The organism is Rhodococcus sp. P4_F3_2, from assembly GCF_056401335.1.
The window spans coordinates 1-24,014 of sequence record NZ_JBFUJN010000027.1 but is presented as its reverse complement, the minus strand read 5'-3'; the positions used below and the strand labels follow the sequence as shown (position 1 = coordinate 24,014).

Below are 24,014 nucleotides of genomic sequence, written 5' to 3'. Positions count from 1 at the left end.
ACTTAACTCACGACGGCTTATTAGTTGTTTCGCTGCCGCCTCTTCTCTTCCAATTTATCACGCTCATCATAAAGCGACCATATGAGAATTGCCCGCTCTAGGGCTTCTTCAGGCTCCCTCAGTACATCATTGTAAGAAAGATTGAACTCCTGCTGATAACGGAAGATGAGCAAGTCATCTTGCACGCTTGCCGGTACATCTACGGCCAGCCCACGGACCACGTAGTCGCGCATGCGCTCCTGGAGATCTTCTGCGGCGATCTTTGCATCGCCTACGAGGCTTTTGGGTCGGAGTACTCACTTGAATTCATTGCGTCATAGATGCGTTCTATAATGCCCATAGGAAGTAGGTCAAGTACTGTCACGGCGTCTTCTGAAGTGAACTTAATCAAAGCAAGACCACCGGCGTCCGATTGTGAGTAGACCTGACCACCAACTATATGACTCGTGACAACATCGACAATCCGCTCGGTCGCTTTCGAGTCATCGACGATCTTTTCTTGCGCAAGTTCACGACGCTCCGCAACGGTGATGGTGTTGTAGCGAATGAAGCATTGTTCGTCCCACTCATCAGCGATACCTGCAAGGCTGAATTTTCGGGTTAGCTTAAATGAAATTGCCATCGATGAGTCTCCAATTAAATATGCCCCTATTTAAGCAAGGGGCATATCATTGGTCAATAGCGATCTACGCTGCTGCGTACGATGCGCGAGGGTTCTTGAGCACAGCTTGGATTGCTTTACCTGCCGTTGTATCGAACTCGCAGTAGAAGCTCACCGTCTGCGTCACGATCTCGTCGCGGTCGCTCGACTTCTCAAGCTCACGGAAGCGCACTTTAGTAGCGATGAACTCCAGACTCGTCGCGCCGTTGGTCATCTTGATGCTCATCGCCTTGATTGCGTTGGCAAGATAGTCGTCTTCCACGTCAGTGCTGAGGTAGCGAATCACGAACTCCCCCTTGGCTTCGAAGACACCCCGATCAAACACAGGGTTGTCGTCACCACCTAGCGGGAACCACATCTCCGATGGTCGCTCGATGTTGAGCTTCAGACTCTTGGCGGCAATGGCCGGCGCGGCAGCCAGGCCAGCACTTGAAGCAGCGGTCTTGAGCACAATGTTCTTGCTCGTGAACTCTTTCTCAGTTGTGAGTGCGACTACCTCAGTTGATGTCTCACCGATTCGAGCCTTAACTGCAGAGCTGACCTGTACCCAGCCCTTCTCCTCAGCTGTCAGCTCGAACGTATCGAACGTCGTGTAGCTGTGCCGCTTCGATTGGATCGGAGTGACCTTTGCCAGAGTGATCGCAGGTGGGATGCTCGACTGATTGACGTCGAAGGTGTGTGGATACACGCCGCCAACTACCGCACCTGTAGTGACTGATCCGAAGATCCCTAGTAGTGGAAACCCAACGCCGACTTCTGTGACCTTGCCACCGATCGTTCCTTCGACCCACTTGCCGACCACTTCACTGTCGTTGATCTTCTCGACAACGCCCATGGCGCTTTCGTTTTCGATGATCTCAAGCTTCGGCTGCACGTCTTGGTCAAGCCAGCGAATCCAGCCTTGCGGCGCGACCGTCACTGCTGGATCTGTTCCTATACCGAAGCCAATCGCTTCACGCCTTCCTATGTATGGTTCAGTTGGCATCACCGTCCTCTTCTTTCTTCTTTTTTACTTTTTCGACTGCTTCTTCAAGGGTGTCTGCCTCAACAGTCCCAAAATTCGGCACGAAATACAGCCGAGCTTGGTGACTTAGTTGCTCAATCACCTCTTCCTTAGATTTTTTCTTGATACTTTCACTCATATCGCTAATTTACTCCATTATCTAGATCTTTTGAATAGGAAACCTGCACTCCGATGACGAGCATCAGCAACGCACCTCCCTTACTTTCGACTACATCCCAGTCCGCACGGTCGGCATCCATGACGTATGTACCTATGGTGGAGTCTTTCTTTTCCAAAGTGTTGTTGAAGTCCGCTTCATCGAGCGTGTCCATGATTAGATCGGTCAGGTCATACATTTGATCAATCGTCTCAGACTGAACCTTCGTCACGTCTTCCAGCTTCAGGTGAACCACCACCTGAAACCAGACATCGCGATCGTTCTGACTCATCGAGCCTTTGTTGTTCTCTATGTAATTGGGAAGCACACGAACCGACGGATACCCCTCGAAGTCCTTCGAAGTGCTGTCAGTCACCTCCACGAACGCTGGCTCATCTCCGTTCTGAATCTCCGAGAGCACTTGCACCAGTGCGTCTTTGATTGATCTAGATTTACCCATTCATAAGTTCCTCCGTTAGTTTTTCTATCTCCGTATCGAATCGTCGCTGTATGCGGGGTTCCATCAGCGTCACCGTTGGTGCGACGAATGGATGGGCCTTCGTACCCTTGTAAGCGATCGACCGTTGCACCGCATACGGTGAGATTCCCTTGGCCTTCGCCCACTTGTAGAGCGAGGTATCGGGTTTCACGCTTGTCCAGTGAGGACGAGATCCGTTCTCGACAGCCTCCGCGTACTTGGCTGTTGGGCCGATGATCGCCGTTGTGCCAGTGACTTCCTGCTTGATTGACTGACGTAGATCTCCACTGACGCCTACCTGCGCTTTGATTCGCATCTCACGCTGTGTCTCGACAGCAACGATGTTCAGAACACGGTTCAGCCGAGTCCTGACACGTTCAGGTGCGATCTCCAACATCTTGCGGAGTTGGGCTGAGTCGACGGTGATGGTGACAGACGCCATCAGATCACCTGCTCGCACACCAGCTCTATGTGACTAACGGGCGGTACGTTTGTGTAGTCACGGATGTACTTGACGCTCAGAGTCATTCCATTGCAGGACAACTGATCGCCAACCTTGACGTCTTYACCCGGACCCATACTGACCTCGAATCCACGACCCATCTGCATCTCGTTCTGGATCGTGACTGCTGATCCCATCGGCAACGCGAGGCATCGAATCCCAGTTTTGTAGAGCTGCATCTTCATTCGCCCATTCGTACCCACCGGAGTGTCCCTGCTGACGGTGCACGTGTGATTAAGTAGCAGCATCACACCCTCCGCATTGCGTAAGAGTTGATCACCGTCGTATCCCGCGTGACTGTCGAACCAAGTGCTCCGCTTCCTGATCCGTCACTACTACCTGCGGCAAACTGCAAGGTGTAGCTGCCAACCATCGCGCGACTGACTTCCCGTCCACCATTTGAGACGTACTCGTAGTAGCCCGTCGCAAGTCCGAGACCTGCGAGCACCAACGCCGCTGGTACATCGTCCTCTGCAACCCCGTACGTGTACTCGATCGAGAGATAGTCGAGTGTTGACGGTGGCAGCGACGTTTGCCGGCCTCTGCTTAGCACCAACCGCCCTTCGGGAGTCACGTAGTAGCTGTTGGAATCGACCATGTGCGGATCACTGTTCGGGTATCCCGTTGTGACGGAGAGGACTTCGACGACATCCACATGGTCGAGCCACACGATCCCCGAAGCGTTTTGAAGCTCTGTGACGGTTCTCGTCTCACCCCAGCACCTACTTGTCGCAGTTTCGATCCAGGAGTTCACTGCGGCGACCACAAGGCCTCCTACAGCGTCATTTACACCAGGGTTTATATCCTTGAGTTGTGGGAGGGTGATTATCTTGCTCATCTAGCCTCAATATAAAACAAGAGAGCCGCTATTACTAGCGACCCTCATGCGAAGTTGATCCGATCTACTTCTTTTCTGTCTTTGTTTCTGTTTTAGCCTTCGGCGTAGCGGATTCCTCCACCGATTCACCTTTGGCCGTTTCGTAACCCTTGATGCCACGCTTTGACACAGTGGCATCAATCGCTTTTAATTCTTCGGCTGAGAGGTCTACCATGTCACCGTTACAGTGAGGGTAGACATCATCCACGAAAGTTACGACCGTCATTAGGCGAGTGTCACTCCGGTAAGTTTCGCGAAGTTGTTGCTTGTTGGAACACCACCGACTCGTTTGAGCATACGAAGTGTGTACACCGCACGATCGAAGTCGTCACCACTGGTGCCAAGATCAAACGTCGTACCTAGTCGATCACCAATCACGTAATCGCTGAATACGCCGTACCAAACCTCAGTCACGAAGTTCGGAGTCGTTCCCGTAGTAGGGATCTCATCAACGATATACACAGGACGACCGAGGAGTGTGTTCGCACCGCTCTCAGTGATCGAGTTGATGTACAGCGGACGGCCAGCAGTGTCTTTGAGACCAATGACCTTCGCGAGCGCAGCAGATGACATTACGTAGACGCCCTGGTTGCGGTATGCGGTAGGCAGTTTGAACTGGAGGGCTAGGAGATCACTCCACGCGAGAGCTGCACCAGCCTGAGCGAGTGTCAACGGAGTCACCGCGCTCGAACGGAAACCGAAAGGCTTGTCTGCGCCGTCGCCGTTCACAAACGCTTGGTTCTCAACGAGAGCAGCCTTCTGCGCTAGTTGGTTCTCCAGTAGGGCCTGAGCACTTGGGTTGATCGCTGCATCTTGTAGGAACTCAAGAGTGATGCCCTTGATACGGCTCGCAAGCTTCTCTGGGACAAGCTCTTTCACTGCGAAGTTGACTTCTGTTTCTGGGATCAGCGCAGCTTCAGCGACCCAGTAGGCGTTGCCACCATCAGCAGACGGAAGTTGTAGTCGCGCTGGAGCGTTGCTGATTACTCGTGCGATCTGGCGGATCGGAGAGATGTACTCAAGTTGAGTGCGAATATTCGCGTCAACTGTCAACGGTACGAGGACTCCACCTTCGTCAGGTGTTCCGATCGTTTGAGCTTTGGCTTTGTACTGCTCGCGGATCTTCTTCTGCGCCTCGCCCATACCTTGGTTCGTCGCAAGAGCTTTGAAGAATGCCTTGCTGATGTCCGCGTTCTTGCTGTCTTCTGTCTCGACTACGGTTGTCGTTCCGTCGCCTGCACCAGGAACTTGATCCTGTGACTTGTTTTTGATTGCTTCAGCCACTTTTTCGGCTGTGTACTCTTTAACTGTCTTCTTCATATCACCCCCTTCGGCAAAATAGATTTGGTTGGTTATTGCTGTTGCGACTCAGAGGCGAACTCTTCGTCGATCTGCGCCTGTAGCTCTGGAGTAAGTTCAGCGTCTTCATCGAACTCGTCCTCACCTGCACCGGGCTGGTCGTCTTCGCCGCCCTTAGCTGGTTGCCCCTGTTCGGTTGATCCGCCCGTCTCAACTGGCTTCAGTTCTGCGACTGTGGATTTGACCTCGGTTAGTTCACCGCTGACCGTCTCGATCTTCGTGTCGAGCGCTGAAAATTGCTCGCCTAGGTTGACGATCAGATCGGATAGATCCTTGAGTTGGGTCTTTACTTCTTCCACGTGCTTCTCCTCGCCCTCTTCAGGCTTGTTCTTATTCAGTTGTTCCTGCAGCTCTGTCGCGCCGTCCCGCATACTGCGCAGCATCCACTGGGCATCCTTGGTGTTGAGTGAGCCGTCCTTCAGTGCGAGTGCCACCGCGTTTGCATTCGCAGGGATCGGCACACACGAGACTTCAAGCAGTTCATTGTCTTTCAGTACTGGGGTGTCGTCTTCCCACTCCATCGAGTGAGGTATAAAGCCGACACTGACGCAACGAAGCGTCCGCTTGACGTACTGGTTGAATACCGTCAGGGCCTTGGGGTTGATGTCTACGTCGAAGGTCAGCGTCCCGTAGGTACCGTCGTCTTCGGTCTTGATGTCACTCCACTGGCCAAGCACATCTTCAGGCTCGACGTTGTAGCTCTTGTGATTCCAAAGACCGATCGGGTTCTTCAGGAAGTTCTTCAGATTCCAGGACTGATCAACCTTCTCGCCGTAGCGGTCAATTGAATCGTCACTGATACGGAAGCGGATTGACTTATTTTCGTCGTCAATTGATTTGATCGTGGTTGTATATAACTTTAGTTTCTTTTCCATAGTTGTTCTCTAATCCTAAAGATACAACTAACTTCACGATTAAATCAATAGTACGAAGTTGTCACATCATGTAGAGTCACGCCATGAGCACACCGATTAGGCCGCCGATGCCCGAGTTGAGCCGTTCAGTCAAGGCAAAGGTTCAGCGCGGGATACTCCATATCGACACCCTCGAGGCCGCGGTAATCGACTGGGCGAAGAACGGCACCCACGTTGTTCACCACACGTCGCGCGATGGTCGGACTTTTGAAGTCGAACTTCGTGTCTCGTCACCTCCGCCAATTGACGAGTGGGGAACGATGTTCGGAGATGCCATCCATAACCTGCGATCAGCTCTGGATGCGTGGATGTGGGAGAAGGCGAACGAACTCTCATCGGTTCCGATCAATCCGCACGATGTTCAATTCCCCGTATCGAAGGATGGTGACGCCTGGAGAAAATGGCGTAGACGAATGAAGCCTTACATCGATGAACCTCTGATCGAAGGGCTACGGGTATCACAGCCTCACTTAGTGACGGTCGAGGGACAAAACGCTCTTCTCGGCCTCCATAATCTTGACAACATCGATAAGCATCGTGCATTCCATGACATCAGAGTTCTACCAAAGGCAGTCGATAAGATTAACTTCACTCTTAACGGACCGAGAGGCCCTGGAAATGATTTCCGACTTGAGTCGGGTGTCATCCCCGCAGAGACAGGTGGCGTTCTTCTTAAGATCGAGTTCGATAAACCACCACTTGACATTGAGCTTTCGAAACATTTTACCTGGGAAACCGCATTCGAGACCGACGCGGGCATACACAACACTTCGGAATCACTTCGAGTGTTCGCAGCGGCGGCGCAGCGCTACCCGTTAATCGCTGAGTACAAAGCTGCGGAGATCCGGGCAAACGGCAGATCAGAGGTACCCGAGAGCGATGACGACGCCACCGATGACGACGATCGCGAGAAGTAGTGCGCCGATGAACAATCCATCTTGCGAGCTAGGGCTGACGGTGGTCGTGGCAGCAGGTGTACCCGAGCTGATTACCCGCTGAGCCACGCCATTGATGGGCGTCATCACCCCTACCGGGTCGTAGGTGAACAGTCCGATCCCCACTTCGTCGGCGTACCCAATCGCAGCCTTGCTGTATGCGGATGCTGCAAAGAAGAACAGCACCTTCTTGGTGTCAGTCCCCCGCGCCCCGTAAAGCTGCTGCATCTCAGGTCTACCTGCAGCACCGCCCTTCCACTTCACCTGCGCCAGAGCGCGTGATGATCTGACGTCGATCCCACCATCTGCTCCCCCTGTAGTTGCGACGGCATCAGTAAAGCCCCAGGCCTTCATAACTTCAGCGGCGTTCAACTCGGCTTGATGTGGGGTGGTGATGTACTGCATCTATTTGCATATTCGCACATACGTTCGATCAGTGCTAGCCTGCGTCTGGGCAGGCGTAGTCGAAGGGAAGCTTCTGCGCCTGCCTTTAGACAGACTCTTCCAGAACTGGCAGCAACACACACCGACAGTTCCCGTGCAGCGAAGGCCCGTGTATGTCGGTGTAGTCGAGCTTGATCGTCTTGCCGTCGTCACCCTCGAAGATGTCCCCCTTCTTGAAGAACTTCTTTCTCAGACCTATGACCGTGCCGTGCATCGGTCGGCAGAACTTACATACACGCTCATCAAGCGCTGTGTACCACTCCTTCGACTCGACAACGCCAGACTGACTCCACGCTTCGATGTCTGCAAAGCTTTGTGCCGTAGTGACTTCCGTTCGTGCGATGCGATCAGCTCGGTAGGTTAGGGCAGCACCGAACACCTTCTCGATGCGTGCTCGAAGCTCGAAGCTGGTTTCGCCGGCCTGAATCCCCTGCGACAGTTCAGCCCGTAGCTGCTTCTCAGTTTCGTCGTTGATGTCCTTCGCAACTTTGGTGCTGCGCCCGTTGTAGTAAGCCTGGATTGCTGAGTTGAACGTGTTGAACAGCGAGGGATCGAGTGCGACCTGCTGCATCGCGAGCTTGCCCGTCTCACCTATGACAGTCAGCAGTACCGGCGCAAGTGCACGCGCCAGCTGGATGTCGAAACCATCCCACTCGACCACATCGCTGAGCCAGTCCTTGCGGGTGTAGCCCTTAGTAGGCGTCGGCGTGGTGTCCAGCTTGCCCAGGATGAAAGTCCGCTGGCTGTCGAATTGAGCGCGGAGCGACTGAAGCATCGCTGCTTCGTGGCGATCTCCCTTACGTCGATACTCCTCGACTTTGTCGTCGGCGAAGTCTCGGGTCACTATGGTTTTGGGGAGCTCTTCTTACCCTCAGTCGTTGTGTCCGTTGAGGTTTCATCTTTTCCATTGCCCTGTGGCGTCGTTTCAGGCGTTTCCTGGTGCCCCAAGGCTTCAAGTGGACTGAGAGACCCTTGTGCGTAGATCGTCGACCCTAGGCCTTCTGGTAGCGGCTCCATGCCGTACTGTTCACGAACCTCATCGATCGTCAGCCATTTGTTTACGCCCTTGTCAGCCTCTTTGAGCTTGGCTTCTTTGTCTTCAGGTACGGGGTTCACGAAGTCGAGTTCAAGTGATGGGTCGTAGACCTGTATCCAGCTGGTGTTCTGCAGCTCTACCCAGTCCTCGATGCGAGGGAGGACGTTGTTGATTGTGTGGATGTAGATCGCGCCGTCCATGATCGACTTGTTGGCGTTCTCGATCATGCCGACGACACCAGGTGAGGTCTGGAACATCGCGAAGATCTCGTCGCGAGTGAATTTGCGACTGTTGAGGAAGTCGAGGTCTTGCTGGCTCACCATGTAGGGCTTGGCATCACCGTTCTCGACCAGGAGGTTCTTGTACGCGTTCTCGGAACCAGTGTGTTGATCACTGAACTGTTCCTTCCAGCGCTTGTAGACCTCATCTGACATCTCTTCCTTGGTTGAGAAGATCAGTCCTGGACGTGCGTTGTTCGCAAAGAAGCGACGATTCCAGTTCTTCATTTGCTCGTCGGTGTCGATCGTCGCGGCTGCCGCCGTGATGATGGACTGACCGAAGTACGGATTCCGCGGATCGGGGTTGAGGTCGCGGATCACGGACCCGATCGAGTAGATCTTGTTGTCGAACTTCACCGTGCTCTGGCTGTACGTCTCCCCCAGCTTGAACTCAACGAGATGTGCAGGCAAGACATGGAACGAGTCAGGTAGCTGCCCCTTGGCAGGCTCGAAAGGCTCATCGCCCTTCATCATCAGCTCGTAACTCTCACCCGTGAAGTTCATGTAGCTGAAGTGGAGTCGGCGCATCTGTTTGCCCTTGAGCGCACCGTTCGGGCGTTTGAGCAGGTCCAAGATGTCGTGCTCGAAGATCTCAGTCCTATCACCCTTCTTGTCCCGCTTGTAGAGCTTCAGCTCAACCCTGGCAGTCGGGCGCACGATTGCGTCGTTCGCAGTGAACGCCCAACCCAGGTTGGCAGTGATCGCTTCTTGCTTGGTGCGGTAATTCTTGATGGAGTTACCGGTATCGAACATCTCAAGCGTGTTGTTGAGATGAGGAATGAAGGCTTTGTTCCTGCCGAGTAATGCTGATGCGAGCTTGATACGAAGGGGTGTTCTTTTTTGTGCCATATGAAGTTGTGTGCGCTACGGTTGTTCTACTTCTGATATTAGAGCAATTTAGCCTTTCTGACTAGACGGCTTACACATCGAGAGCGAAGCCAATTCGGATGTCACGCTTTTCAACGGGCCATCAACTCACCTAAGACCTAGGTGTCCACAACTATGCAAGATCATCTGAAGCTGCTGTTCGTACTCCAGACGTCAGCGTTACCATCGCCGTTCAATTGCTCAAGAAACCGTGTCGACGCATACTCCGCATTACCAGGGATGACATTTGGTCCGATCCTGAGTGATGGCCTTGGCCTCGAAGGGAATCCAGGATGGATATCAGGGAGAAATTTGAACTCAATGAAAGCACGGATACCCTCACGTCCGCCCGCATAGCGCAGATCGCTGCCAGCCGGGTGATGGTCCGTTTTCAAAAGCCGCCATTCCTTCTCATCTTTGAAAGACCCATGCTTGATGAAGTGACCGTAGAACCTCAGATCCGACAAGAGTGCATCACCGCAAGCCACGGTAGCCTTACCGAAAGCTGTGGTCGATGAAAGGGAAGCTGTAGCCTTACGAAAGAGGTCGACGTGATAATCGAATATCTCACTTACAAGTGTCTGTATATCGTCATGTTCGTATAGACATGGAGCTAAGAACCAACCATCGTCGTCAGCTGCCGTTTGAATGACATCTCCCGGTATGCCAACGCAGTATCCTCCTGTTCGTTCACAGTACGCACGCCATTGCGAGAGTGAATCTCCCTCCGGCGTCAACGAAACGATGAAAGACTTCGGGCTCTTTTTCAGGAAATAGTCATAGTCACAGTCGGCCACCCACTCTGCAAACAGCGAATCACGACCAGTCAGTGTCTTGTAGAGATGATGCCCGCGGGCGATGTTGTTTAAATACTGGTACGCCAGTTTCAGTTCTTTTTCATCGTTCATCTGCTCAGGTAGTCCCGCCCAGAACGATCGACTCTTGATGATCGACATTGCTGAGGCTGCATTGGTGTACTGGTGAAGCATCTCGGGAACACCCGTGCGGAGCAGCTTCTTCGTCCGGGGCAATTCATCCAAGTCGATCAAGTTCCACGTCCTTGCGTCGGGAGGTTTAGCTGCGAGCATATCTGCCTACGCAGTTCGCACCCTGAACTCCTTCTTCTTCGTGCCGTGGATCGTGATCACCGCGTAGCGCTCCATGTCACAGGCGTCGTCATCTTGCTTCACTGGTTCGTCAAGCGGCTCGTCGTTCTTGTCCAGCTTCCAGCTGTAGTTTTCCTTCTCCCATGCCAAGTCCTCGCAGGATGGGTCCATGGTCAGACGTCCTTGATGGAGCAGAGATTTCGACTTGTTGATGCCCTCCAAGACTGAGCCGGCACCCTTGACCACAGGCTGGATCTTGAGTCCGAGCTGTCTGTTGAGTGTGTCAATTGCCAGTGGGTCTTCCGAGTCCCCGATCTGGAAGTCGAGTTTGGTATCCCCGATCAAGTCACGCACGGCGTTCATACGTTGCTCGTCACTGAGCTTGCGCTTGTAGACCATCCGATCCAGATGCAGGCTGTTGTCCGAGCCAATGGCAAAGATCCCCGCTGCGAACGGGTGGTTGTAACCGAAGTCGATACTGAGCGCCCATCGTTCAGGGGTAAACGGCAACGCCTTGATGTGCTGATCACGATTGAACTCTTCGTAGATCAGGCCTTCCATCTTGTGGTACTCGGCCAGCATCTCCTGTGCGTACTGGGTCACGGTCATCTCGCCGCGCATCTCATCCAGCTCTTCGACACTTAGGAAGGGATTGTCAAAGCTCGTGAAGTGGAAGACCTCATAGTTCGCGTTCGTCTTCGACAGCTTCTCAAGGCGATAGAGCGACTTGTAGCCCTTCGGCGTACCCATGAACAAGGCACGTCCGCGATAGTCAGCGAGGGTCGCACGGATGATCTCGCGCCATTGCTTCTCGAAGGCACGCATCGAGTCCAACTCGTCCAGGACCACCAGGCTGTACTTCTTGCCTCGGGCAGTCTCGATGTTCTCCCAGCCGAACAAGCGGATACGGTTCAGAGACCCGTCAGGCCGTCGAAGCGTGACCTCAAGCCGTTGTTCGTTGTGAGAGACGTAATTGCTTGTGCCTATGACGTTTTCGAGGAGTTCAGCCCATACGATGTCGCGAGCTTGATCTCTGGTGGTGGCGAAGTAAGCAACAGGCCCGGGCTCAAAGAGGCACGCGCCTTTCATCTCCTCGACTGCGTAAGTGGTCTTGCCGAAGCGCCGACCGCACCTGAGGACTTTGAAGCGAGAACTACTCTCCGCTATCTTCCGTTGTGACTGGTGGAGTCTCGCCACGGTCTTGCATCCTGGCCAAAATGGCGCTGTCTAATCCGATCGGCATGAGTGGTGCACCCTCGGCACCAGTGAGTTCCTGACGATCTGACCAGTCTTGGTGTCTACCTCTGTAGTTATTGATCAGATTGAACTTCGCGCCATTGGAGTAAGGGCCGAATAGTTGAGACTCTGCGTACTCCTCGCAACGGAGCTTCGCCCCCTGTATCGAGTCAAAGAACTCATCACGATCCTGGTAGTTCAGAAGGCTCTGGCGGGTCAGTCCGATTGCCCTAGCTAGCCCGCTCATCGTGTACGGCTTCTGCTCTGTAAGAACCTCACGAGTATCGAACATCGTCTGCCCGTTGGTATTGAAACCTGTCGCAACCATGGTCTTCACCACGTGCGGATCACATCGATCGAAGTAGAGTTGGATCGCCTGGTTCAAGTCAGCCGCTGTGGCGTAGGTGAGTGGCCGTCCACCCTTGTTCTTTTCTTCTTGAGGGGTTTGTTCTTCCATATGAGACTAGTTTATGACATATGGAAGATTAAGTCACGAGCGTTGCGGCATTACCTGTTCGCGCGCAACCATTTTCGCGTATCTTTTCGAGATTTCCAGATTCTGAACCTATCCCTGTACGCCTGAAAGCGTGACCCTTCCCTCTCGTAGCCATCATCAAACTTCACACGTGAAAGCTTATGCCGTTGTTCGTCCTTGTACGAAGAGACAATAAGCTTCCATCGCACCGAGGAGGCATCCATGAAAGAAACGTGCATCTCGTGGAAATTACTCAACACGACACCCTCAAACTCTTGCACTATATCCCCGCTAGGAGCAAGGGATTCTATCTCGTGGTCAAAATACAACCGAAGGTGATCATGGGCAGCTTCCCACTGTCGTTTTACTTGCGGCAATGCCTCCACCAGGTAGGTGCCATTACCGTGAAAAAGCACATCCTTGAACGGGCGGCGCAAGAGAGACACCCGAATATCGTAAATACTCGACGCTGATGTATTTCTCATGCGAACCTTCAGAGGACTATCCGACATCAGGTATACGCCTACCATGTTCGCCTGCGCCCGGTCAGCCTGAAGCTTATTTCGCGCAAAGAAGATTACTGCACCTATGAAAGATAGTGTTGTCGCAAAGGCACTCGCCCACTGTCCGACCGTGCCCCAGATCTCAACCGGAAAGATCATTCCCGCATCCGGCAATCATCGAAGCGCCACTCGCCGTCTTCGAGCACCCAAGGCGCATTGCGATCGTTGTCAGACGCGTCCTCGAAGTTGACGGCCATCTTCCCCTTATCGCCGTCTACTGTGACCTCAACACTCGTGATCTTGTTCGGTGTCGCCTGCGCGAAGTCAGCAAGTGCCTTGTACTCGTCCTTCGAGAACGTCTCCTTGCACGACTTGGTGAACAGGTCGTAAGCAGCGCTGGCATCGCCCTCATAGAAACCCTTGGCATAGGTCTCCGCCGCTTGCTGCAAGGCTGCCTGCGGATCTTCCGCTGCACTTGGGCCTGAATCTGAGTCTGAACTGCTGCAACCAACAAGGACGAAAACCGCTGCAGAGGCAGCGGCGACAACAGCACTTATTCGCTTCAAGGTCATCTCCCAATGTTCACAATGAGCACGATTGCGCTGAAAGTAGCACATGAGTTGCGAAGTTCAGACCGAACGGTGCGGTTATTGAGAGTGGGCGCTAGAGCGTCAGTCTGACGTCTCCTCAAGCCCCGCCCTCACAATCTTGTCCGTCGTACTGAACACCGCACGGATCGCTTTGTCGTCAGGCTTTTCACCACTGAGCCAGGACTGGACATAGCCGCGACTGACTGAAGCATCCATCTGATCGGTAGCTCCTAGCTCGTTGAGAACTAGGTAAGCCGTTGCCTCAGCTTGGAACTCAGCGATTCCCCTGTGTTGGGTGTACTCAGCGTGAGCGTCCGCTGCTGTGTGTCCGAGGACTACATGTCCGAGTTCATGCATCAGAGTTTTGAACGGGTAAGGGGCTACGGGAGATACGGCGACGTTGCGCTCGTAGGAGTAGCCGGCCACATTGCCGTCAAGTCCTTCGTACGCGACCCGGTTGATCGCAAGTGCCCCGAGTGCTCGCTTCTCACTCCACTCAGGTGGCTCGTACTCAGGTAGATCGTCGCCTTCAGTCTCAGACACGGTGAACAGGCAGTTGACGGGTTTGAAGCGCATGAACTGCTCTTCCTCGCCTTTGTCGTTCTCCCGCTTGATGGTGATCGGGCGGATGATGAACTTGGCTTTGCTGCCCTTCTGAACCTGTCTTCCAAGGTCCTGCCAGCCCTTAAACGTGTTGATCGGCTCTGTAACGCCTTGGCTCATGAGTAGCGCCTGGTTGAGCAGCGAGTAGCGTCGAAACCTGTTGTACGCGTTGCCAACTTCGCCAGGCATGTTCAGGATCTCTTCCATCATGGCCGGGTAATCGATGTTGAGTGGTTCGGGAGCTTTGCGCTCGGATGTTCGTCTGGATTTGGTTCGTTCCATATGGGGCTAGTTAGCTACCTCCTGCTTAGTTTTGAGGGCGGCGAGTTCAGACGTACGGTCTTCCCACGATAGCTTCAAGCCACCACCTGTAAATCTATACTGCAAATACGGCTTGAAAGTCTCCTCACCACTTTCATCGAAGAACTGCATACCTTCGCGCTCACTTACCCTTGCTTCACGCTCTTTTGCTTGAGTGTAGGTGTCGATGAGTTTCGATGCTTCGTCGTCGAAGTTGATTGCTCCACCACGCAATGCAGCTAGCAGCTCTTCTCGTGTTAGGTTGGTTGTTGGTTTAGTAGGGTTAGGCATTATTGCGCTACCGCCCATGCTTCATAAGGTTCGCCTCCTCTAGACGTCACACAATAGTCAGGCTCACCATCTTCGTTCATTCCAGTTCCGACAGAGATCTTATACACTTCATTCATGTCGTAGTAATCTGAAGCCGGTTCACCTGTCAGCATTGTAATGAAATCGCTGATTCGTTTAGTCGCTTCCTCTTTTGTGTACTGTGCGCCCACTAAACAATAGTCGCCTTCTCCATACTCACGTGGTTCACTATGCTCAATGTTAAAATGTTCTTGACTTGGGTATGTGCTCATTACTTCTCCTTTCCTTTGAATGTTAGAGGTCGCCAAGATGACTCGTACCAATCCTGATCAACAGACCCAAAATCCGCATCCGCGATCTCATCTCCGTATTCTGTGCCTCTATAAGCACCTGCTTCGATCAGACATTTAACCATTGCCAATTTGAATGAGTCGTCCTTCTTGCGGGTGTACCCTTTAATCTTTGTAACGTCACGCATCTCTTTCTCACCGAGTTCTATGCCAGCTGTTGCAACCATGACGATGTCATTTTTAGCTTTCTTCTTGAAGTCTTCGAGATCTGCAACCTTTGATACTAGAAGCTCAGTTACGCTGATTGATTCATCGTTGAGGATTTCACGCAACAGATACATTCGATCGTTTGCGCTTAACTTCTTAATCCTATTCGCTAATTCAATGATCTCCATTACTTCTTATCTCCCCCATATAGGGCTTTACGTTGCTCTTCAACTCGTCCGTTCGTTCCTAAGTCATACCATTTTTGCTCAAGTCCCTCGGTGCCTGGCTTGCTCGCATATAGATTTGATCGACTGTGGACGTTAATAGGATCACCGATCACATGTTTATCAACTGCTCGCTTGATAGCTTCTTTAGCCAACATATCTTCGTCATAGCCAGTTAAATTCTTACCGATGATATTTTCGTCATACCAACAAGGGCTATGAGCAATACCGCTACACCAACCCATAATGTGGTCTAGCTCTTTATCGAACTCTGACTCTGTAGGGGCGTTAGTCATATCCGTGTTCCTATTTTTGCCGTCTTATCTATAGCTTCACGATACATATAGTCAACAGGACTTCGGCTCAGTACTGCACCTTGCAGTAACTTTCTGTACTTTTTCGCACCTACTAGCGCTTTTGCAAACTTCTTATTAAATATAAAATCGCTGACATTCAACCTTATCGTAGGGTCATAGCCTGCATATCCTCTTACCTTCATCTCGATATATTGCTCGTCTATAAAGAAGAAGAATTTACAACTCAGCGCCTTGCCATGACCTGCTGGGTTCCAGCCCCTATCTATTGCTAGCTGAGCAAGTGCAAAAGTCCTGTTTCCAGGTCTTGGCTCTCCGTTGTAGCTTGGTTCCCATTTACTCATATCGTTTCCTCTCTGCTTCGATAGCTGCTACCTTTACCGCCTGATTGTGACGAAAATCATCGCTGAACGTCTCTTGCTCAATTAGCAGCCTATCGAGTACCTGACGTACTTCGGAGTTGACTAAATCTCTTAGTTCCCTACCCGCTTCTCGATGGTCGAATCTATCGACGAACTTATTTATATATTGTTCTTGTGCATTGTCTTTACTCATCCCCGCTCCTCCAAACTCCCCGCCAGATACCCGAACGGATCATCAGACACAGCGATGGTCTGGGTACGAACCATCCATTCCTCACCCCAAAGTGCTCGGCAAAAGTCGTGGTTCATCAGCAAGATCCCCAGTACTGCACGAGGTGGCATGTTCCACTGGTTAATCAGATCCATGGTTCCGAAGAGTGCAGGGTTGTCGTAGCCGTTGGAGTTGGCGAGTTTGATTGCAGCGCGGAGGGTTTGAGTTGGGGTCATGAGGTGACCTCCATCAAATGACCATGCTCGTGCACGTTGCCGATGACTTCACCGCCAGTTACTCGATGTCTCGTCACTCGTCTGATCGAACCCGACCGTAGTTTGAGGTACGAACCGAGATACGGGCTTATCTTGACTTCGCCTACCGCGTATTTCACAGACTCGCTACCCAGATAACCAACGTCAGGCTCAGCAGGGTCGTCCTCGTCTGTCATGTACGGATGGCGAAGGATGTCACCTTCATAGATCTCGACGCCGTTCTTATCCTTGAGACCGGTGAACTGGGTAAGCACTAGGTCGTCCGCCGCGACATGGCCCATATTCGAATCAATCGGCTCGACGGTCGCACAGTAGACACCACTTGCATTCAGGCGCAGATAGGTTTTCGAGGCAGCGTCTAACGGCAGGAAGCGCTTGGAGAATTTTATCCAAGCTCGAAACTTGATCTCCCTCATCCCATCTCCCCCGCCCAGTCCTCATAAGCAGCTTCGAGCTTGAGATAGTCAGCGATCACCTCTTCCTCAGACTTGTAGTCACCTACGTGAACGAAGCCATCGTCGGTTTCAACGAGGAGGTAGTGTCCGATTAAGGCAGACGGATCAACGAGGCCGGCAGACTGCATGGCTTCCTCGAAGTTGATTGTCAGTTCTTGGAGTTCGGCTTCACTGTTGCTGATCCTGGCGAAGTAACCAGTGGTAGATGCGGTGTCCCCTGAGCTTTGGTTGGCGCAGCCTTCTAACGAGAGGTGATGCAGGACTTCATCGCGAGGCGAGGAGTACTTAGTGCTGATGTACTCGGGTGTGGATGTCTTTTCTAGATTCATATATTCATGTTTCTCCTATGCAAATAACTATGAGCCAAAAGACCAATAAATGCAATAGCGAAATGGTCGAACTTATCCACAGCTTTCAACTTGATTGAACCTCAGACCTTTAATTGCCGAAGTAGATAAAGTACAATGACAAGTAACGAACGCTTTAATTTTTCAGATACTAGCGATTCGTTGAAACATTATTGTCCTCGTCCTTGCGATGAGGACAATTTACTATTGCAATTCTTTAGACTTTGTGTTTAAATAGGTAACGTAATGATAGTTAAAACAAACGGTTCACTAAATATCCCCCTAACAGCGAAGATCACTCTTACCCCGTACGTCCGCAAGTACGCAGATAAGATCGACTACTTGTTCACCCATCAGACGATGGACGGCTACACCCCATCTTCGAATCGCTAACCCCACCTCGCGATTCTCCCCATTCCCCACCCCCGAAACTCGCTATCCCCTTTCTCGAAATCTCGCATAAAATGGATCGAAATCCGCATTCGGCTATTTGTCCCGTGCGCGATTTTCCAGAGAATTGGGAGGCCACCCATGGAAACCGCCAACACCACCGCTTTCGACAGGTCACGGGGACTCTCCCTCGACGATCTGCTCCCCGAGTCTCAGCGGGTACACACACCGGAACCCGAGTACGAGATCTATGAGCCCGAACAGCCGCCGGCCACCCGCAGACGTCGCCCCCGCTGGCGTCGATGGACGATGTACGTTGCGCTCGTAATGCTCACTCCCCTAGTGCTTTCGGAGATGGTGACACTCTCATACCGATGGTTCACGCCACCTCGGACGTCGTTCATGCTGCAAGACGAAGGCCCGATCGTTTACCAGTACGTCGAACTCGACCACATCAGCCGATACATGATTGCAGCAGTGATCGCTCACGAGGATCAGCGACTTGGTATGCGAGCTGGTGGGTTTGAGATCAGCGACTTGACCTCTAAGGCAAGGGAATACATGGACGGCGATGCTGGAGTTGGTGGATCAACCATCCCCCAGCAGTTGGTGAAGAACATCTTCCTCTGGCCTGGGCGTAGTGCAATCCGTAAGGGACTCGAAGCAGTTATGGCAACAGAGTTCAGCTACTCGATGTCAGATCAGCGGATCTTGGAGCTGTATCTCAACTACGCGCAGTTCGGACCTGGCCTTTACGGGGTCTGCGCTGCGAGTTGGTACTACTTCAACACCCCGCCGTGGTTCATGAGCGAGTACAACGCCAACCAACTATCGGGAGTATTACCCCGACCCGCGTACATCGAACGTGCAGCAGACGGCGGGATCTACCTCGGACCTGATGCTGATCAACTCGCTATCGAGAAGGTGGACATAGCCGCGAGGTTCAACCCTGGCTCGATCGCTGCGCTTGGTGGATGGGAAGGCACTGTTGCGACGGTGGGGATTACCGACTCTGCACTCGACCACGCGGAAGAGCGCGGTGAAGATTCTTGCTCGACCATGCCTGACAGTGTTGCTGAACGACTGGAAACTGAACTCGGTCAGCGATGATCAGTCACGAACGTCGTCAGCGATGCGAACAGACGCGTGGATGTCGTCATAGGTGTCAATCAGATCGTTGACGATCGACTGCAACCCACGGTTGACCTCCCGTTCCAGTGCATCGATATGTAGCTCGAAGAGAACTATCTGATCCATCTCAATGACCGTGGCAACCAGCTGTCCTTCAGGTTCCAACGTGAGGTACTGACTGAACCCACGACCAAGCTGCTCAGACCGATCTTCAAGCGTCGAAGGGCCGATGAAGTAGCCAAGTTCGCTCAAGCAACGCCTGACGGATGCCATCGTTCGGTCGTACAACTCGTAGATCCCGATCTCTGAATCGAGTCCCATACTGATAAAGAGCCGGTGCATGATGTACTCCCGTGCGCTGATTGATCCCACCAGCTTAATCACGACCGCGACAAGGCGTTCGGTCGCAACAACTAGTAACAGTTAACTAAGCGGGAACCCGTGGTACCGGCGTTGCTGACGGTGTGCCGTGGTAAGACTTCACGATGGATTTCATCTTGGGCGTGCTGCGGTTCTTACAAGCAGTGGCGGGACTCGTCGGAATCTTCCTTGTCCTGGTCGGTGGCTGGGATCTCTGGCAGACAAGCAGCAAGTCAGGTACCAGCGGTTACAAGGAATCTGAGAAGAAAACGATGAAGGACGATTTCCACATGCTGCTTCTTGGTCTGGGTCTACTCGTTGTGTCCGGTGCGATCTTCTCGTTCTTCTAGACGTTGCGAACTAGTTCAGGTGTGCTCTCGCTGCGCTGGTCGATGTAGTCGCGCCAGTACTCAGGGCGAGGGCAGTAGTTGAATCGAAGGTTCGTCTCGGTGCCTGCTGTTTGGATTAGAAGATTGCCGTAACCACCCACGAACGCCAACGGCCCCCCTCGCTGCACGTTGAGGTCTTCGATCTCATTCCAATCGCAGTGCGTCTCGCTGCTGAAGAACAGACTTCCCCAGTTCTTGATCGTCACCCCGCTGTCGTTGAGTGTCATCGAGTGGAGGTTGTAGACGATGGCGGTTACCGCTGTGGAGATCAGGACGACGACGCCCATCAGCTGGAGGATTGCAATCGGTGTCGTGTCCCGTGGGTTCTGGGTGTGGAGGAAGTACGCCAGACCATAGATGAATCCAGCGATCAGAAGTCCAACCAGAATCAACCAAACTAGGCCAAAGAGACTGCGCCGGATATTGATTGGTTGGTTACCCATATGTTCTTAACGTACGACAATGCTTGAAATATGTCACTAGGAACGCACAGAAGGCCGCTCGTGAGGTTCGAGCGGCAAAGATGGGTGTGTGTTCATGTCGCCTTAGTTCTTCGCAGCGTGACCGCTCACGGCGTTAAGGCCAAGCTCCACTGCGTCGTACTGCTTGATGTAAATGGCCTCACGTTCATAAGGATCGTGTTCACTCGGCTTGAACACCTCCAGCACTTCGAACGTGAAGTCGGTGATGCTGCTCGCCTGTATGAGTTGATGGAATGGCGATCCGCTCTGCGCCTTGATGTGCTCCCACCAGCGCTGCATCAACCAACGTGTGGTCACGCCGATGTACCTCTTTCCGCTCGGCTTGTGGGTGATCATGTAGACGGTCGCGGTGTTGTAGCTATCCACCGTCGTCGCCTCGAAGCGGATGTTGTACTGCTTCTGGCACTCGCTAGAGCAGAACTCAGGTGAGCCGCCCATGCGAAACTTCGCCTTCTCGATCTTCGTGTACTCGTTAAGGCACTCCCTGCACTTGTGCGGGGTCAACCAGATATCATGCCAGTAGTCGTTGAGTTCATGGATGCTAGTGATGAACCGTTCAGTATCAGGCACTTTCGCCGTCGTCTTCTCCCGCACCTTCGGCATGTAATCGAAGTCCTTCAGCACCAGCTCTTTGACATCAGCTTTGCTCTCAGCGTCGTAGATTTCGGTGAACACGCGTTCGTGACCGAAGCCAAAGTTCTGGTTACCATGAAGTCGATCGGTGATGTAGACGTAGAACTTCGCCACGTCAGGCTGGCTCCCCCAGTAGGTGAGGATGCTCGTACACGTTGCCGATCACCACGATGTCGAGGTGCGGATCGATCAGACCGTCGTTGTCCCGGTTTTTCAACACTCGATCGTGCTCCCACACGGCCACGAAGCCACGGTCCTTCCATTCGACAACGTATCGATCCGAGCGTTCGTCTGAGTCGTAGTCCAGTGATTGGTATTCGAGAATGTCACCGTCGTAGATCTCAATTCCGTACTTGTCGCGTCGATCAGTGAACTCCAAGAGCGTCAGGTCGCGGATGTGTCGCCCCGCATGCCCTCTCAGCACTCTGCGTGATCCAACACGGATATACGACCTTGGATGAGAAACGTACGAGAACGTACGCATCTTGCCATTGCCAAGGATGACTACGATTTCTTCTGGTAGCCAGTATCCTTCTGGGACTCCACGGTGAAAATGGCGCAACACAGACCCGTACGACCACCTGATGGATACGACTGGGTAGATCTTCTTATTGCGACGATCCCAAGCACGAAACTTGATCACTCGGCTCATGATCGCATCCTCATCGAGTGCATTGCCGCCAACTCCTGGGTTCGCACGGCTGAGTAATCGGCAACCTGGACCACGGGAGTGATGACCTGCGGTTCAACCCGCTGCCTAGATCCGCCAAGCCTCATGATCAGGACGATGAACTGCACGCATTCAATCGACAGCTCACGACCGAATAGGATGATCGAGAGAGTCGTGAAGAAATCAAGGATGTTCTTCTCATCAACCGTCACAGGACTGGCCAGGACCTCCTCTCGCAGAGTTGTTTTCATGACCGCACCCCAACATGCTGCACGGTCACCGTCGTCGTCTTCCCCTGCAACGTCCCAGCCTTCTGGCAGATCCCTTGGTCATTAAAGTCGCCAAGTACGTTCTCTCGGTGAGATGGACTGTTCATCCAGGCAGCGACGAGACTCGCATCATCAGGGTATGACTTCGCAAGGTTCTCCCCCGCAGTTGTGTAGCGGTAGCCGGCCTTCTCGATGAATGTCCAGGGAGTCACGCCGTCTGGCGAGGTGTGCGCCCAATAGTCTTGTGAGAGCATGTGATCCGCTTTGGCGCACGCGCTCGATCGAAGTGTGTCGCTTGTTGTGAAGGGTTGTTTGCCTTCTTTGGTTCTCTCGACGTTGACGAGCGCTTCGAGGGAGTTCGGATTGATGGCGCTGGTGGAAACAGCGGCCGGTTCTGACAGTTCAGGCTGCGAAGGCTCGGATCTGTCCGTCTTGAATATTTCGGTCTGAAATTGGATCGCCGGTGCCAGGATGAGACCAGCCAACAGGATGATCAGGATGGACGCTGCGGGATCGACTGGTGAGAGTTTGAAGCGCTTCAACTTCATGACTTCGCCTCATCACTCGAACATGTCGAGTTGGCCGATGGAAAGCCATTGGTCTCTTCCCAGGCCTTTTCCCACTCAAGTACACGCGCCAGAATCCTTGCGCTAAACCTCTCCTCTTCACGCTTATCTTCCTCAGTGGGAGTTCTTAGTAGTGCCCCCATGACTATCGCTCTTCCTCGACGATCACCGTCCACTCACCATTCCCCGAAACATCGAGGTAGTAGCCGCCAGATACCTTGTACATCAACGTATCTCCACTTGCTGGAGCCATGGTGACCTCAGGGATTCCACCGTGCTTGTCGAGGGATTTACCCTCTGCCATGACGTAGATGTTCACGAACGGGCTGTACTCACCGTTCACTGTGTAAGTGATCCGTTGCTTGGAGCTGTTCAGCTGGAAGATGTCACTGCGCTTACTTGTGGAGCCGGATAGCTCAATGACCTTGTGCCAGGACTTCTGTTGCGCGGGTGCTGATGTCGAGGTTTCAGTTGGAACTACGAGGCCAGTTGGTTGGTCGGTCTTTTGATTGAAGGCTGCGACGGCGATGAAGGCAACGATTACTAGTAGAAAGACTACGAGGCCGCGGCGGTTTTTGTTTGGTTGATCATATGAACTCATATTGCATTGATTCCTGCTTATTTACTATGCAAATAACTATGAGCCAAACTAACGATAAATGCAATAGCGAAATGCAACGACCTGTGGAAAACTCTGTCGGCCGCAAGCCCCCGATTCCTTTGTCCCCCAAACAGATGACAAATATTCCGATTCGCAACGAACCGCGCTACACTCCGTTTTCATCCGCGAAGGAACTCTTTAGGAGACATAACAAATGTCGGATCTCTATCGCCAAGATCATCTGGAAAATTCCGCTACCGAGTCGCAGCGTCGACTCATTGGGAGAGGACGCGGATTAGCGATTACTTCCCTGGTTGCGACGGTGATAGCACTGCTCGCAGCACGGCTCACCAACACTCAATATTCAGGTGTCGAATCGCTCGCTATCGATCCACAGTGGACCTCGACGATTGTGCTCTACCTTCTCCTGTGGTTCCTGGCTTCAGCCGTCATGGTGGTCAGCACAGTTTGGCTCGTCCTGAGCCTCTTCCCTCAGTACCGATCGAGCCTTGTCACCGGAATTACGGTCGCGGGGAGCATGATTCCAGCAATCTGCGCCTTAGTGCTTTTTGGTGCCGCATGTGCAGTCCAAATCGTGTATGACGAGCAGGTCAATATGTCATGGACCCACGAATACGCACCAACGGCGCAGAAGGCCAGTCTCGTCGCATCCCTCGTTGCCGTGGTGATTCTCGTGCTGCTCCTGGTCGCCCCCGAACGGTCTGAGCGCGTCCGTATTGCTCGTGAAGACACTCGACAGGTTGCCCAAGCCAAGGCCCGCACGGTAGTTCAAAGCCAAGAGTCCATGGGTAGCTATAACCCGCGCACGAACTCAATGGCTGTTGCCGCGTTAGTGCTGGGGATCGTCATCGCGCCACTTGCAATCCCAGTTGGTCACATAGCCCGCAGTCAGATCAAGCGGACTGGCGAACAAGGAAACGGTCTTGCGCTCGCGGGCCTCATCCTTGGATACATCTTCCTCTCACTGATCGTGCTGTTTCTAGCAGCGATCGTGTTCAGCGGCGTCTAGGCGAGGATCAGCGTCCACGCACACCAGGGTTCGGCACCACAGGCAATTCCCTCGCCCGATCGCGTGCCGACTGCCGCGCAGCCTTCAGAGTTGGGAAGAAACTGTTGTGCGCGTTGGCATCCAAGTTAAGGGGAACGTCCAGGCTTGAGATGAGCTGATGCTCCAACACCCAAGG

Annotated in this window: 40 protein-coding genes; 4 read left to right on the top strand and 36 right to left on the bottom strand. The window is 52.9% G+C overall.

Features of this window, described 5'->3' with window-relative positions:
- Positions 1-20: 20 nt before the first annotated feature.
- The 11 genes from AC1DWA_RS24880 to AC1DWA_RS24830 form a co-directional block, all read right to left on the bottom strand.
- On the bottom strand, positions 21-233 hold the full coding sequence (locus tag AC1DWA_RS24880) for a hypothetical protein (protein ID WP_477845886.1): 213 nt from the start codon (positions 231-233) through the stop codon (positions 21-23).
- 38 nt (positions 234-271) lie between these two features.
- A complete protein-coding gene (locus tag AC1DWA_RS24875) occupies positions 272-622 on the bottom strand; it encodes a hypothetical protein (protein WP_477845885.1) in 351 nt (116 codons plus the stop codon).
- 64 nt (positions 623-686) lie between these two features.
- On the bottom strand, positions 687-1,580 hold the full coding sequence (locus tag AC1DWA_RS24870; protein WP_477845884.1) for a phage tail tube protein: 894 nt from the start codon (positions 1,578-1,580) through the stop codon (positions 687-689).
- A 55-nt stretch (positions 1,581-1,635) separates the two neighbouring features.
- Positions 1,636-1,803: a hypothetical protein gene (locus AC1DWA_RS24865; protein ID WP_477845883.1), complete on the bottom strand. Its 168-nt coding sequence runs from the start codon at positions 1,801-1,803 to the stop codon at positions 1,636-1,638.
- A gap of 4 nt (positions 1,804-1,807) precedes the next feature.
- The gene (locus AC1DWA_RS24860; protein ID WP_477845882.1) at positions 1,808-2,281 is read right to left on the bottom strand and encodes a hypothetical protein; all 474 of its coding nucleotides are present in this window, start codon (positions 2,279-2,281) and stop codon (positions 1,808-1,810) included.
- Positions 2,274-2,741 carry an HK97 gp10 family phage protein gene (locus AC1DWA_RS24855; RefSeq protein WP_477845881.1) on the bottom strand — a complete coding sequence of 156 codons (468 nt, stop codon included), beginning with the start codon at positions 2,739-2,741 and terminating at the stop codon, positions 2,274-2,276. Before AC1DWA_RS24855 ends, AC1DWA_RS24860 begins: the two co-directional genes overlap by 8 nt.
- Positions 2,741-2,986 carry a hypothetical protein gene (locus AC1DWA_RS24850; RefSeq protein WP_477917151.1) on the bottom strand — a complete coding sequence of 82 codons (246 nt, stop codon included), beginning with the start codon at positions 2,984-2,986 and terminating at the stop codon, positions 2,741-2,743. The genes AC1DWA_RS24855 and AC1DWA_RS24850 overlap by 1 nt, the downstream gene beginning before the upstream one ends.
- Positions 2,987-3,048: 62 nt before the next feature.
- Positions 3,049-3,567 (bottom strand): hypothetical protein, encoded by a 519-nt coding sequence (locus tag AC1DWA_RS24845; RefSeq protein ID WP_477917149.1) that lies wholly within the window; start codon positions 3,565-3,567, stop codon positions 3,049-3,051.
- Between the two features lie 136 nt (positions 3,568-3,703).
- The gene (locus tag AC1DWA_RS24840) at positions 3,704-3,904 is read right to left on the bottom strand and encodes a hypothetical protein (RefSeq protein ID WP_477845878.1); all 201 of its coding nucleotides are present in this window, start codon (positions 3,902-3,904) and stop codon (positions 3,704-3,706) included.
- Entirely contained in the window at positions 3,904-4,998 is a 1,095-nt protein-coding gene (locus AC1DWA_RS24835; RefSeq protein ID WP_477845877.1) for a phage major capsid protein, read from the bottom strand. The genes AC1DWA_RS24840 and AC1DWA_RS24835 overlap by 1 nt, the downstream gene beginning before the upstream one ends.
- Positions 4,999-5,030: 32 nt before the next feature.
- Positions 5,031-5,912 carry an HK97 family phage prohead protease gene (locus AC1DWA_RS24830; RefSeq protein ID WP_378631118.1) on the bottom strand — a complete coding sequence of 294 codons (882 nt, stop codon included), beginning with the start codon at positions 5,910-5,912 and terminating at the stop codon, positions 5,031-5,033.
- An 83-nt stretch (positions 5,913-5,995) separates the two neighbouring features.
- On the opposite strand from AC1DWA_RS24830, the gene AC1DWA_RS24825 reads away from it, so the two are divergent.
- The gene (locus AC1DWA_RS24825) at positions 5,996-6,868 is read left to right on the top strand and encodes a hypothetical protein (RefSeq protein ID WP_477845876.1); all 873 of its coding nucleotides are present in this window, start codon (positions 5,996-5,998) and stop codon (positions 6,866-6,868) included.
- On the opposite strand, the gene AC1DWA_RS24820 is transcribed toward AC1DWA_RS24825, so the two are convergent.
- The 18 genes from AC1DWA_RS24820 to AC1DWA_RS24735 all read right to left on the bottom strand — a co-directional run bounded on the left by AC1DWA_RS24820 (position 6,812) and on the right by AC1DWA_RS24735 (position 17,300).
- On the bottom strand, positions 6,812-7,291 hold the full coding sequence (locus AC1DWA_RS24820; protein WP_477845875.1) for a restriction endonuclease: 480 nt from the start codon (positions 7,289-7,291) through the stop codon (positions 6,812-6,814). The two genes, AC1DWA_RS24825 and AC1DWA_RS24820, sit on opposite strands and share 57 nt — an antisense overlap.
- Positions 7,292-7,376: 85 nt before the next feature.
- Positions 7,377-8,174, bottom strand: a complete 798-nt coding sequence (locus AC1DWA_RS24815; protein ID WP_477845874.1) for a phage head morphogenesis protein — start codon at positions 8,172-8,174, stop codon at positions 7,377-7,379.
- On the bottom strand, positions 8,174-9,493 hold the full coding sequence (locus AC1DWA_RS24810; RefSeq protein ID WP_477845873.1) for a phage portal protein: 1,320 nt from the start codon (positions 9,491-9,493) through the stop codon (positions 8,174-8,176). Before AC1DWA_RS24810 ends, AC1DWA_RS24815 begins: the two co-directional genes overlap by 1 nt.
- A 161-nt stretch (positions 9,494-9,654) precedes the next feature.
- Positions 9,655-10,560, bottom strand: a complete 906-nt coding sequence (locus tag AC1DWA_RS24805) for a DUF2971 domain-containing protein (RefSeq protein WP_477845872.1) — start codon at positions 10,558-10,560, stop codon at positions 9,655-9,657.
- Positions 10,561-10,605: 45 nt separating this feature from the next.
- The gene (locus AC1DWA_RS24800; protein ID WP_225989491.1) at positions 10,606-11,814 is read right to left on the bottom strand and encodes a terminase large subunit; all 1,209 of its coding nucleotides are present in this window, start codon (positions 11,812-11,814) and stop codon (positions 10,606-10,608) included.
- On the bottom strand, positions 11,771-12,310 hold the full coding sequence (locus AC1DWA_RS24795; RefSeq protein ID WP_477845871.1) for a terminase small subunit: 540 nt from the start codon (positions 12,308-12,310) through the stop codon (positions 11,771-11,773). The genes AC1DWA_RS24800 and AC1DWA_RS24795 overlap by 44 nt, the downstream gene beginning before the upstream one ends.
- A 50-nt stretch (positions 12,311-12,360) precedes the next feature.
- On the bottom strand, positions 12,361-12,990 hold the full coding sequence (locus tag AC1DWA_RS24790) for a hypothetical protein (RefSeq protein ID WP_477845870.1): 630 nt from the start codon (positions 12,988-12,990) through the stop codon (positions 12,361-12,363).
- Entirely contained in the window at positions 12,987-13,403 is a 417-nt protein-coding gene (locus AC1DWA_RS24785) for a hypothetical protein (RefSeq protein ID WP_477845869.1), read from the bottom strand. Before AC1DWA_RS24785 ends, AC1DWA_RS24790 begins: the two co-directional genes overlap by 4 nt.
- A 99-nt stretch (positions 13,404-13,502) precedes the next feature.
- Positions 13,503-14,306 (bottom strand): ArdC-like ssDNA-binding domain-containing protein, encoded by an 804-nt coding sequence (locus AC1DWA_RS24780; protein WP_477845868.1) that lies wholly within the window; start codon positions 14,304-14,306, stop codon positions 13,503-13,505.
- 6 nt (positions 14,307-14,312) lie between these two features.
- Positions 14,313-14,633, bottom strand: coding sequence for a hypothetical protein (locus AC1DWA_RS24775; RefSeq protein WP_477845867.1), 321 nt, complete (start codon positions 14,631-14,633; stop codon positions 14,313-14,315).
- Entirely contained in the window at positions 14,615-14,905 is a 291-nt protein-coding gene (locus AC1DWA_RS24770; protein WP_477845866.1) for a hypothetical protein, read from the bottom strand. The genes AC1DWA_RS24775 and AC1DWA_RS24770 overlap by 19 nt, the downstream gene beginning before the upstream one ends.
- Positions 14,905-15,318: a hypothetical protein gene (locus AC1DWA_RS24765; RefSeq protein WP_477845865.1), complete on the bottom strand. Its 414-nt coding sequence runs from the start codon at positions 15,316-15,318 to the stop codon at positions 14,905-14,907. Before AC1DWA_RS24765 ends, AC1DWA_RS24770 begins: the two co-directional genes overlap by 1 nt.
- The gene (locus AC1DWA_RS24760; RefSeq protein ID WP_477845864.1) at positions 15,318-15,650 is read right to left on the bottom strand and encodes a hypothetical protein; all 333 of its coding nucleotides are present in this window, start codon (positions 15,648-15,650) and stop codon (positions 15,318-15,320) included. The genes AC1DWA_RS24765 and AC1DWA_RS24760 overlap by 1 nt, the downstream gene beginning before the upstream one ends.
- Positions 15,647-16,012, bottom strand: a complete 366-nt coding sequence (locus AC1DWA_RS24755; protein ID WP_477845863.1) for a hypothetical protein — start codon at positions 16,010-16,012, stop codon at positions 15,647-15,649. Before AC1DWA_RS24755 ends, AC1DWA_RS24760 begins: the two co-directional genes overlap by 4 nt.
- Positions 16,005-16,223 carry a hypothetical protein gene (locus AC1DWA_RS24750; RefSeq protein WP_477845862.1) on the bottom strand — a complete coding sequence of 73 codons (219 nt, stop codon included), beginning with the start codon at positions 16,221-16,223 and terminating at the stop codon, positions 16,005-16,007. Before AC1DWA_RS24750 ends, AC1DWA_RS24755 begins: the two co-directional genes overlap by 8 nt.
- On the bottom strand, positions 16,220-16,477 hold the full coding sequence (locus AC1DWA_RS24745) for a hypothetical protein (protein WP_477845861.1): 258 nt from the start codon (positions 16,475-16,477) through the stop codon (positions 16,220-16,222). Before AC1DWA_RS24745 ends, AC1DWA_RS24750 begins: the two co-directional genes overlap by 4 nt.
- Positions 16,474-16,932: a YopX family protein gene (locus AC1DWA_RS24740; protein ID WP_477845860.1), complete on the bottom strand. Its 459-nt coding sequence runs from the start codon at positions 16,930-16,932 to the stop codon at positions 16,474-16,476. The genes AC1DWA_RS24745 and AC1DWA_RS24740 overlap by 4 nt, the downstream gene beginning before the upstream one ends.
- Positions 16,929-17,300 carry a hypothetical protein gene (locus AC1DWA_RS24735; RefSeq protein ID WP_477845859.1) on the bottom strand — a complete coding sequence of 124 codons (372 nt, stop codon included), beginning with the start codon at positions 17,298-17,300 and terminating at the stop codon, positions 16,929-16,931. The genes AC1DWA_RS24740 and AC1DWA_RS24735 overlap by 4 nt, the downstream gene beginning before the upstream one ends.
- A gap of 549 nt (positions 17,301-17,849) precedes the next feature.
- On the opposite strand from AC1DWA_RS24735, the gene AC1DWA_RS24730 reads away from it, so the two are divergent.
- Positions 17,850-18,818, top strand: a complete 969-nt coding sequence (locus tag AC1DWA_RS24730) for a transglycosylase domain-containing protein (RefSeq protein WP_477845858.1) — start codon at positions 17,850-17,852, stop codon at positions 18,816-18,818.
- Here AC1DWA_RS24730 and AC1DWA_RS24725 read toward each other — a convergent pair whose 3' ends face one another.
- Positions 18,819-19,223, bottom strand: a complete 405-nt coding sequence (locus AC1DWA_RS24725) for a hypothetical protein (RefSeq protein ID WP_477845857.1) — start codon at positions 19,221-19,223, stop codon at positions 18,819-18,821.
- Between the two features lie 101 nt (positions 19,224-19,324).
- Between AC1DWA_RS24725 and AC1DWA_RS24720 the strand changes: the two genes are divergently transcribed.
- Entirely contained in the window at positions 19,325-19,549 is a 225-nt protein-coding gene (locus AC1DWA_RS24720) for a hypothetical protein (RefSeq protein ID WP_477845856.1), read from the top strand.
- Here the strand turns inward: AC1DWA_RS24720 and AC1DWA_RS24715 are convergent.
- From AC1DWA_RS24715 to AC1DWA_RS24690, 6 genes are all read right to left on the bottom strand, one after another.
- The gene (locus AC1DWA_RS24715; protein ID WP_064444422.1) at positions 19,546-19,980 is read right to left on the bottom strand and encodes a hypothetical protein; all 435 of its coding nucleotides are present in this window, start codon (positions 19,978-19,980) and stop codon (positions 19,546-19,548) included. The two genes, AC1DWA_RS24720 and AC1DWA_RS24715, sit on opposite strands and share 4 nt — an antisense overlap.
- Before the next feature lie 153 nt (positions 19,981-20,133).
- On the bottom strand, positions 20,134-20,817 hold the full coding sequence (locus AC1DWA_RS24710) for a GIY-YIG nuclease family protein (RefSeq protein WP_477845855.1): 684 nt from the start codon (positions 20,815-20,817) through the stop codon (positions 20,134-20,136).
- 1 nt (position 20,818) lies between these two features.
- Complete coding sequence (locus AC1DWA_RS24705) at positions 20,819-21,127, bottom strand: YopX family protein (protein WP_477845854.1); 309 nt, start codon at positions 21,125-21,127, stop codon at positions 20,819-20,821.
- Positions 21,128-21,351: 224 nt separating this feature from the next.
- Entirely contained in the window at positions 21,352-21,624 is a 273-nt protein-coding gene (locus AC1DWA_RS24700) for a hypothetical protein (protein ID WP_477845853.1), read from the bottom strand.
- The gene (locus AC1DWA_RS24695; RefSeq protein ID WP_477845852.1) at positions 21,621-22,190 is read right to left on the bottom strand and encodes a CAP domain-containing protein; all 570 of its coding nucleotides are present in this window, start codon (positions 22,188-22,190) and stop codon (positions 21,621-21,623) included. The genes AC1DWA_RS24700 and AC1DWA_RS24695 overlap by 4 nt, the downstream gene beginning before the upstream one ends.
- A gap of 163 nt (positions 22,191-22,353) precedes the next feature.
- Positions 22,354-22,809 (bottom strand): hypothetical protein, encoded by a 456-nt coding sequence (locus AC1DWA_RS24690; RefSeq protein WP_477845851.1) that lies wholly within the window; start codon positions 22,807-22,809, stop codon positions 22,354-22,356.
- Positions 22,810-23,023: 214 nt separating this feature from the next.
- Between AC1DWA_RS24690 and AC1DWA_RS24685 the strand changes: the two genes are divergently transcribed.
- Positions 23,024-23,839, top strand: coding sequence for a DUF4190 domain-containing protein (locus AC1DWA_RS24685; protein WP_477845850.1), 816 nt, complete (start codon positions 23,024-23,026; stop codon positions 23,837-23,839).
- The last annotated feature ends 175 nt before the right edge of the window (positions 23,840-24,014 follow it).

Coding starts and splice junctions, on each gene's coding strand:
- AC1DWA_RS24690 (WP_477845851.1), bottom strand. CDS start 22,809: ATGAGTTCATATGATCAACCAAACAAAAACCGCCGCGGCCTCGTAGTC.
- AC1DWA_RS24740 (WP_477845860.1), bottom strand. CDS start 16,932: ATGAGGGAGATCAAGTTTCGAGCTTGGATAAAATTCTCCAAGCGCTTC.
- AC1DWA_RS24820 (WP_477845875.1), bottom strand. CDS start 7,291: ATGCAGTACATCACCACCCCACATCAAGCCGAGTTGAACGCCGCTGAA.
- AC1DWA_RS24735 (WP_477845859.1), bottom strand. CDS start 17,300: ATGAATCTAGAAAAGACATCCACACCCGAGTACATCAGCACTAAGTAC.
- AC1DWA_RS24780 (WP_477845868.1), bottom strand. CDS start 14,306: ATGGAACGAACCAAATCCAGACGAACATCCGAGCGCAAAGCTCCCGAA.
- AC1DWA_RS24865 (WP_477845883.1), bottom strand. CDS start 1,803: ATGAGTGAAAGTATCAAGAAAAAATCTAAGGAAGAGGTGATTGAGCAA.
- AC1DWA_RS24880 (WP_477845886.1), bottom strand. CDS start 233: ATGCGCGACTACGTGGTCCGTGGGCTGGCCGTAGATGTACCGGCAAGC.
- AC1DWA_RS24840 (WP_477845878.1), bottom strand. CDS start 3,904: ATGACGGTCGTAACTTTCGTGGATGATGTCTACCCTCACTGTAACGGT.
- AC1DWA_RS24765 (WP_477845865.1), bottom strand. CDS start 15,318: ATGGAGATCATTGAATTAGCGAATAGGATTAAGAAGTTAAGCGCAAAC.
- AC1DWA_RS24790 (WP_477845870.1), bottom strand. CDS start 12,990: ATGATCTTTCCGGTTGAGATCTGGGGCACGGTCGGACAGTGGGCGAGT.
- AC1DWA_RS24825 (WP_477845876.1), top strand. CDS start 5,996: ATGAGCACACCGATTAGGCCGCCGATGCCCGAGTTGAGCCGTTCAGTC.
- AC1DWA_RS24695 (WP_477845852.1), bottom strand. CDS start 22,190: ATGAAGTTGAAGCGCTTCAAACTCTCACCAGTCGATCCCGCAGCGTCC.
- AC1DWA_RS24875 (WP_477845885.1), bottom strand. CDS start 622: ATGGCAATTTCATTTAAGCTAACCCGAAAATTCAGCCTTGCAGGTATC.
- AC1DWA_RS24855 (WP_477845881.1), bottom strand. CDS start 2,741: ATGGCGTCTGTCACCATCACCGTCGACTCAGCCCAACTCCGCAAGATG.
- AC1DWA_RS24755 (WP_477845863.1), bottom strand. CDS start 16,012: ATGAGTAAATGGGAACCAAGCTACAACGGAGAGCCAAGACCTGGAAAC.
- AC1DWA_RS24770 (WP_477845866.1), bottom strand. CDS start 14,905: ATGAGCACATACCCAAGTCAAGAACATTTTAACATTGAGCATAGTGAA.
- AC1DWA_RS24700 (WP_477845853.1), bottom strand. CDS start 21,624: ATGAAAACAACTCTGCGAGAGGAGGTCCTGGCCAGTCCTGTGACGGTT.
- AC1DWA_RS24860 (WP_477845882.1), bottom strand. CDS start 2,281: ATGGGTAAATCTAGATCAATCAAAGACGCACTGGTGCAAGTGCTCTCG.
- AC1DWA_RS24760 (WP_477845864.1), bottom strand. CDS start 15,650: ATGACTAACGCCCCTACAGAGTCAGAGTTCGATAAAGAGCTAGACCAC.
- AC1DWA_RS24745 (WP_477845861.1), bottom strand. CDS start 16,477: ATGACCCCAACTCAAACCCTCCGCGCTGCAATCAAACTCGCCAACTCC.
- AC1DWA_RS24720 (WP_477845856.1), top strand. CDS start 19,325: ATGGATTTCATCTTGGGCGTGCTGCGGTTCTTACAAGCAGTGGCGGGA.
- AC1DWA_RS24785 (WP_477845869.1), bottom strand. CDS start 13,403: ATGACCTTGAAGCGAATAAGTGCTGTTGTCGCCGCTGCCTCTGCAGCG.
- AC1DWA_RS24775 (WP_477845867.1), bottom strand. CDS start 14,633: ATGGGCGGTAGCGCAATAATGCCTAACCCTACTAAACCAACAACCAAC.
- AC1DWA_RS24795 (WP_477845871.1), bottom strand. CDS start 12,310: ATGGAAGAACAAACCCCTCAAGAAGAAAAGAACAAGGGTGGACGGCCA.
- AC1DWA_RS24830 (WP_378631118.1), bottom strand. CDS start 5,912: ATGGAAAAGAAACTAAAGTTATATACAACCACGATCAAATCAATTGAC.
- AC1DWA_RS24730 (WP_477845858.1), top strand. CDS start 17,850: ATGGAAACCGCCAACACCACCGCTTTCGACAGGTCACGGGGACTCTCC.
- AC1DWA_RS24835 (WP_477845877.1), bottom strand. CDS start 4,998: ATGAAGAAGACAGTTAAAGAGTACACAGCCGAAAAAGTGGCTGAAGCA.
- AC1DWA_RS24810 (WP_477845873.1), bottom strand. CDS start 9,493: ATGGCACAAAAAAGAACACCCCTTCGTATCAAGCTCGCATCAGCATTA.
- AC1DWA_RS24750 (WP_477845862.1), bottom strand. CDS start 16,223: ATGAGTAAAGACAATGCACAAGAACAATATATAAATAAGTTCGTCGAT.
- AC1DWA_RS24685 (WP_477845850.1), top strand. CDS start 23,024: ATGTCGGATCTCTATCGCCAAGATCATCTGGAAAATTCCGCTACCGAG.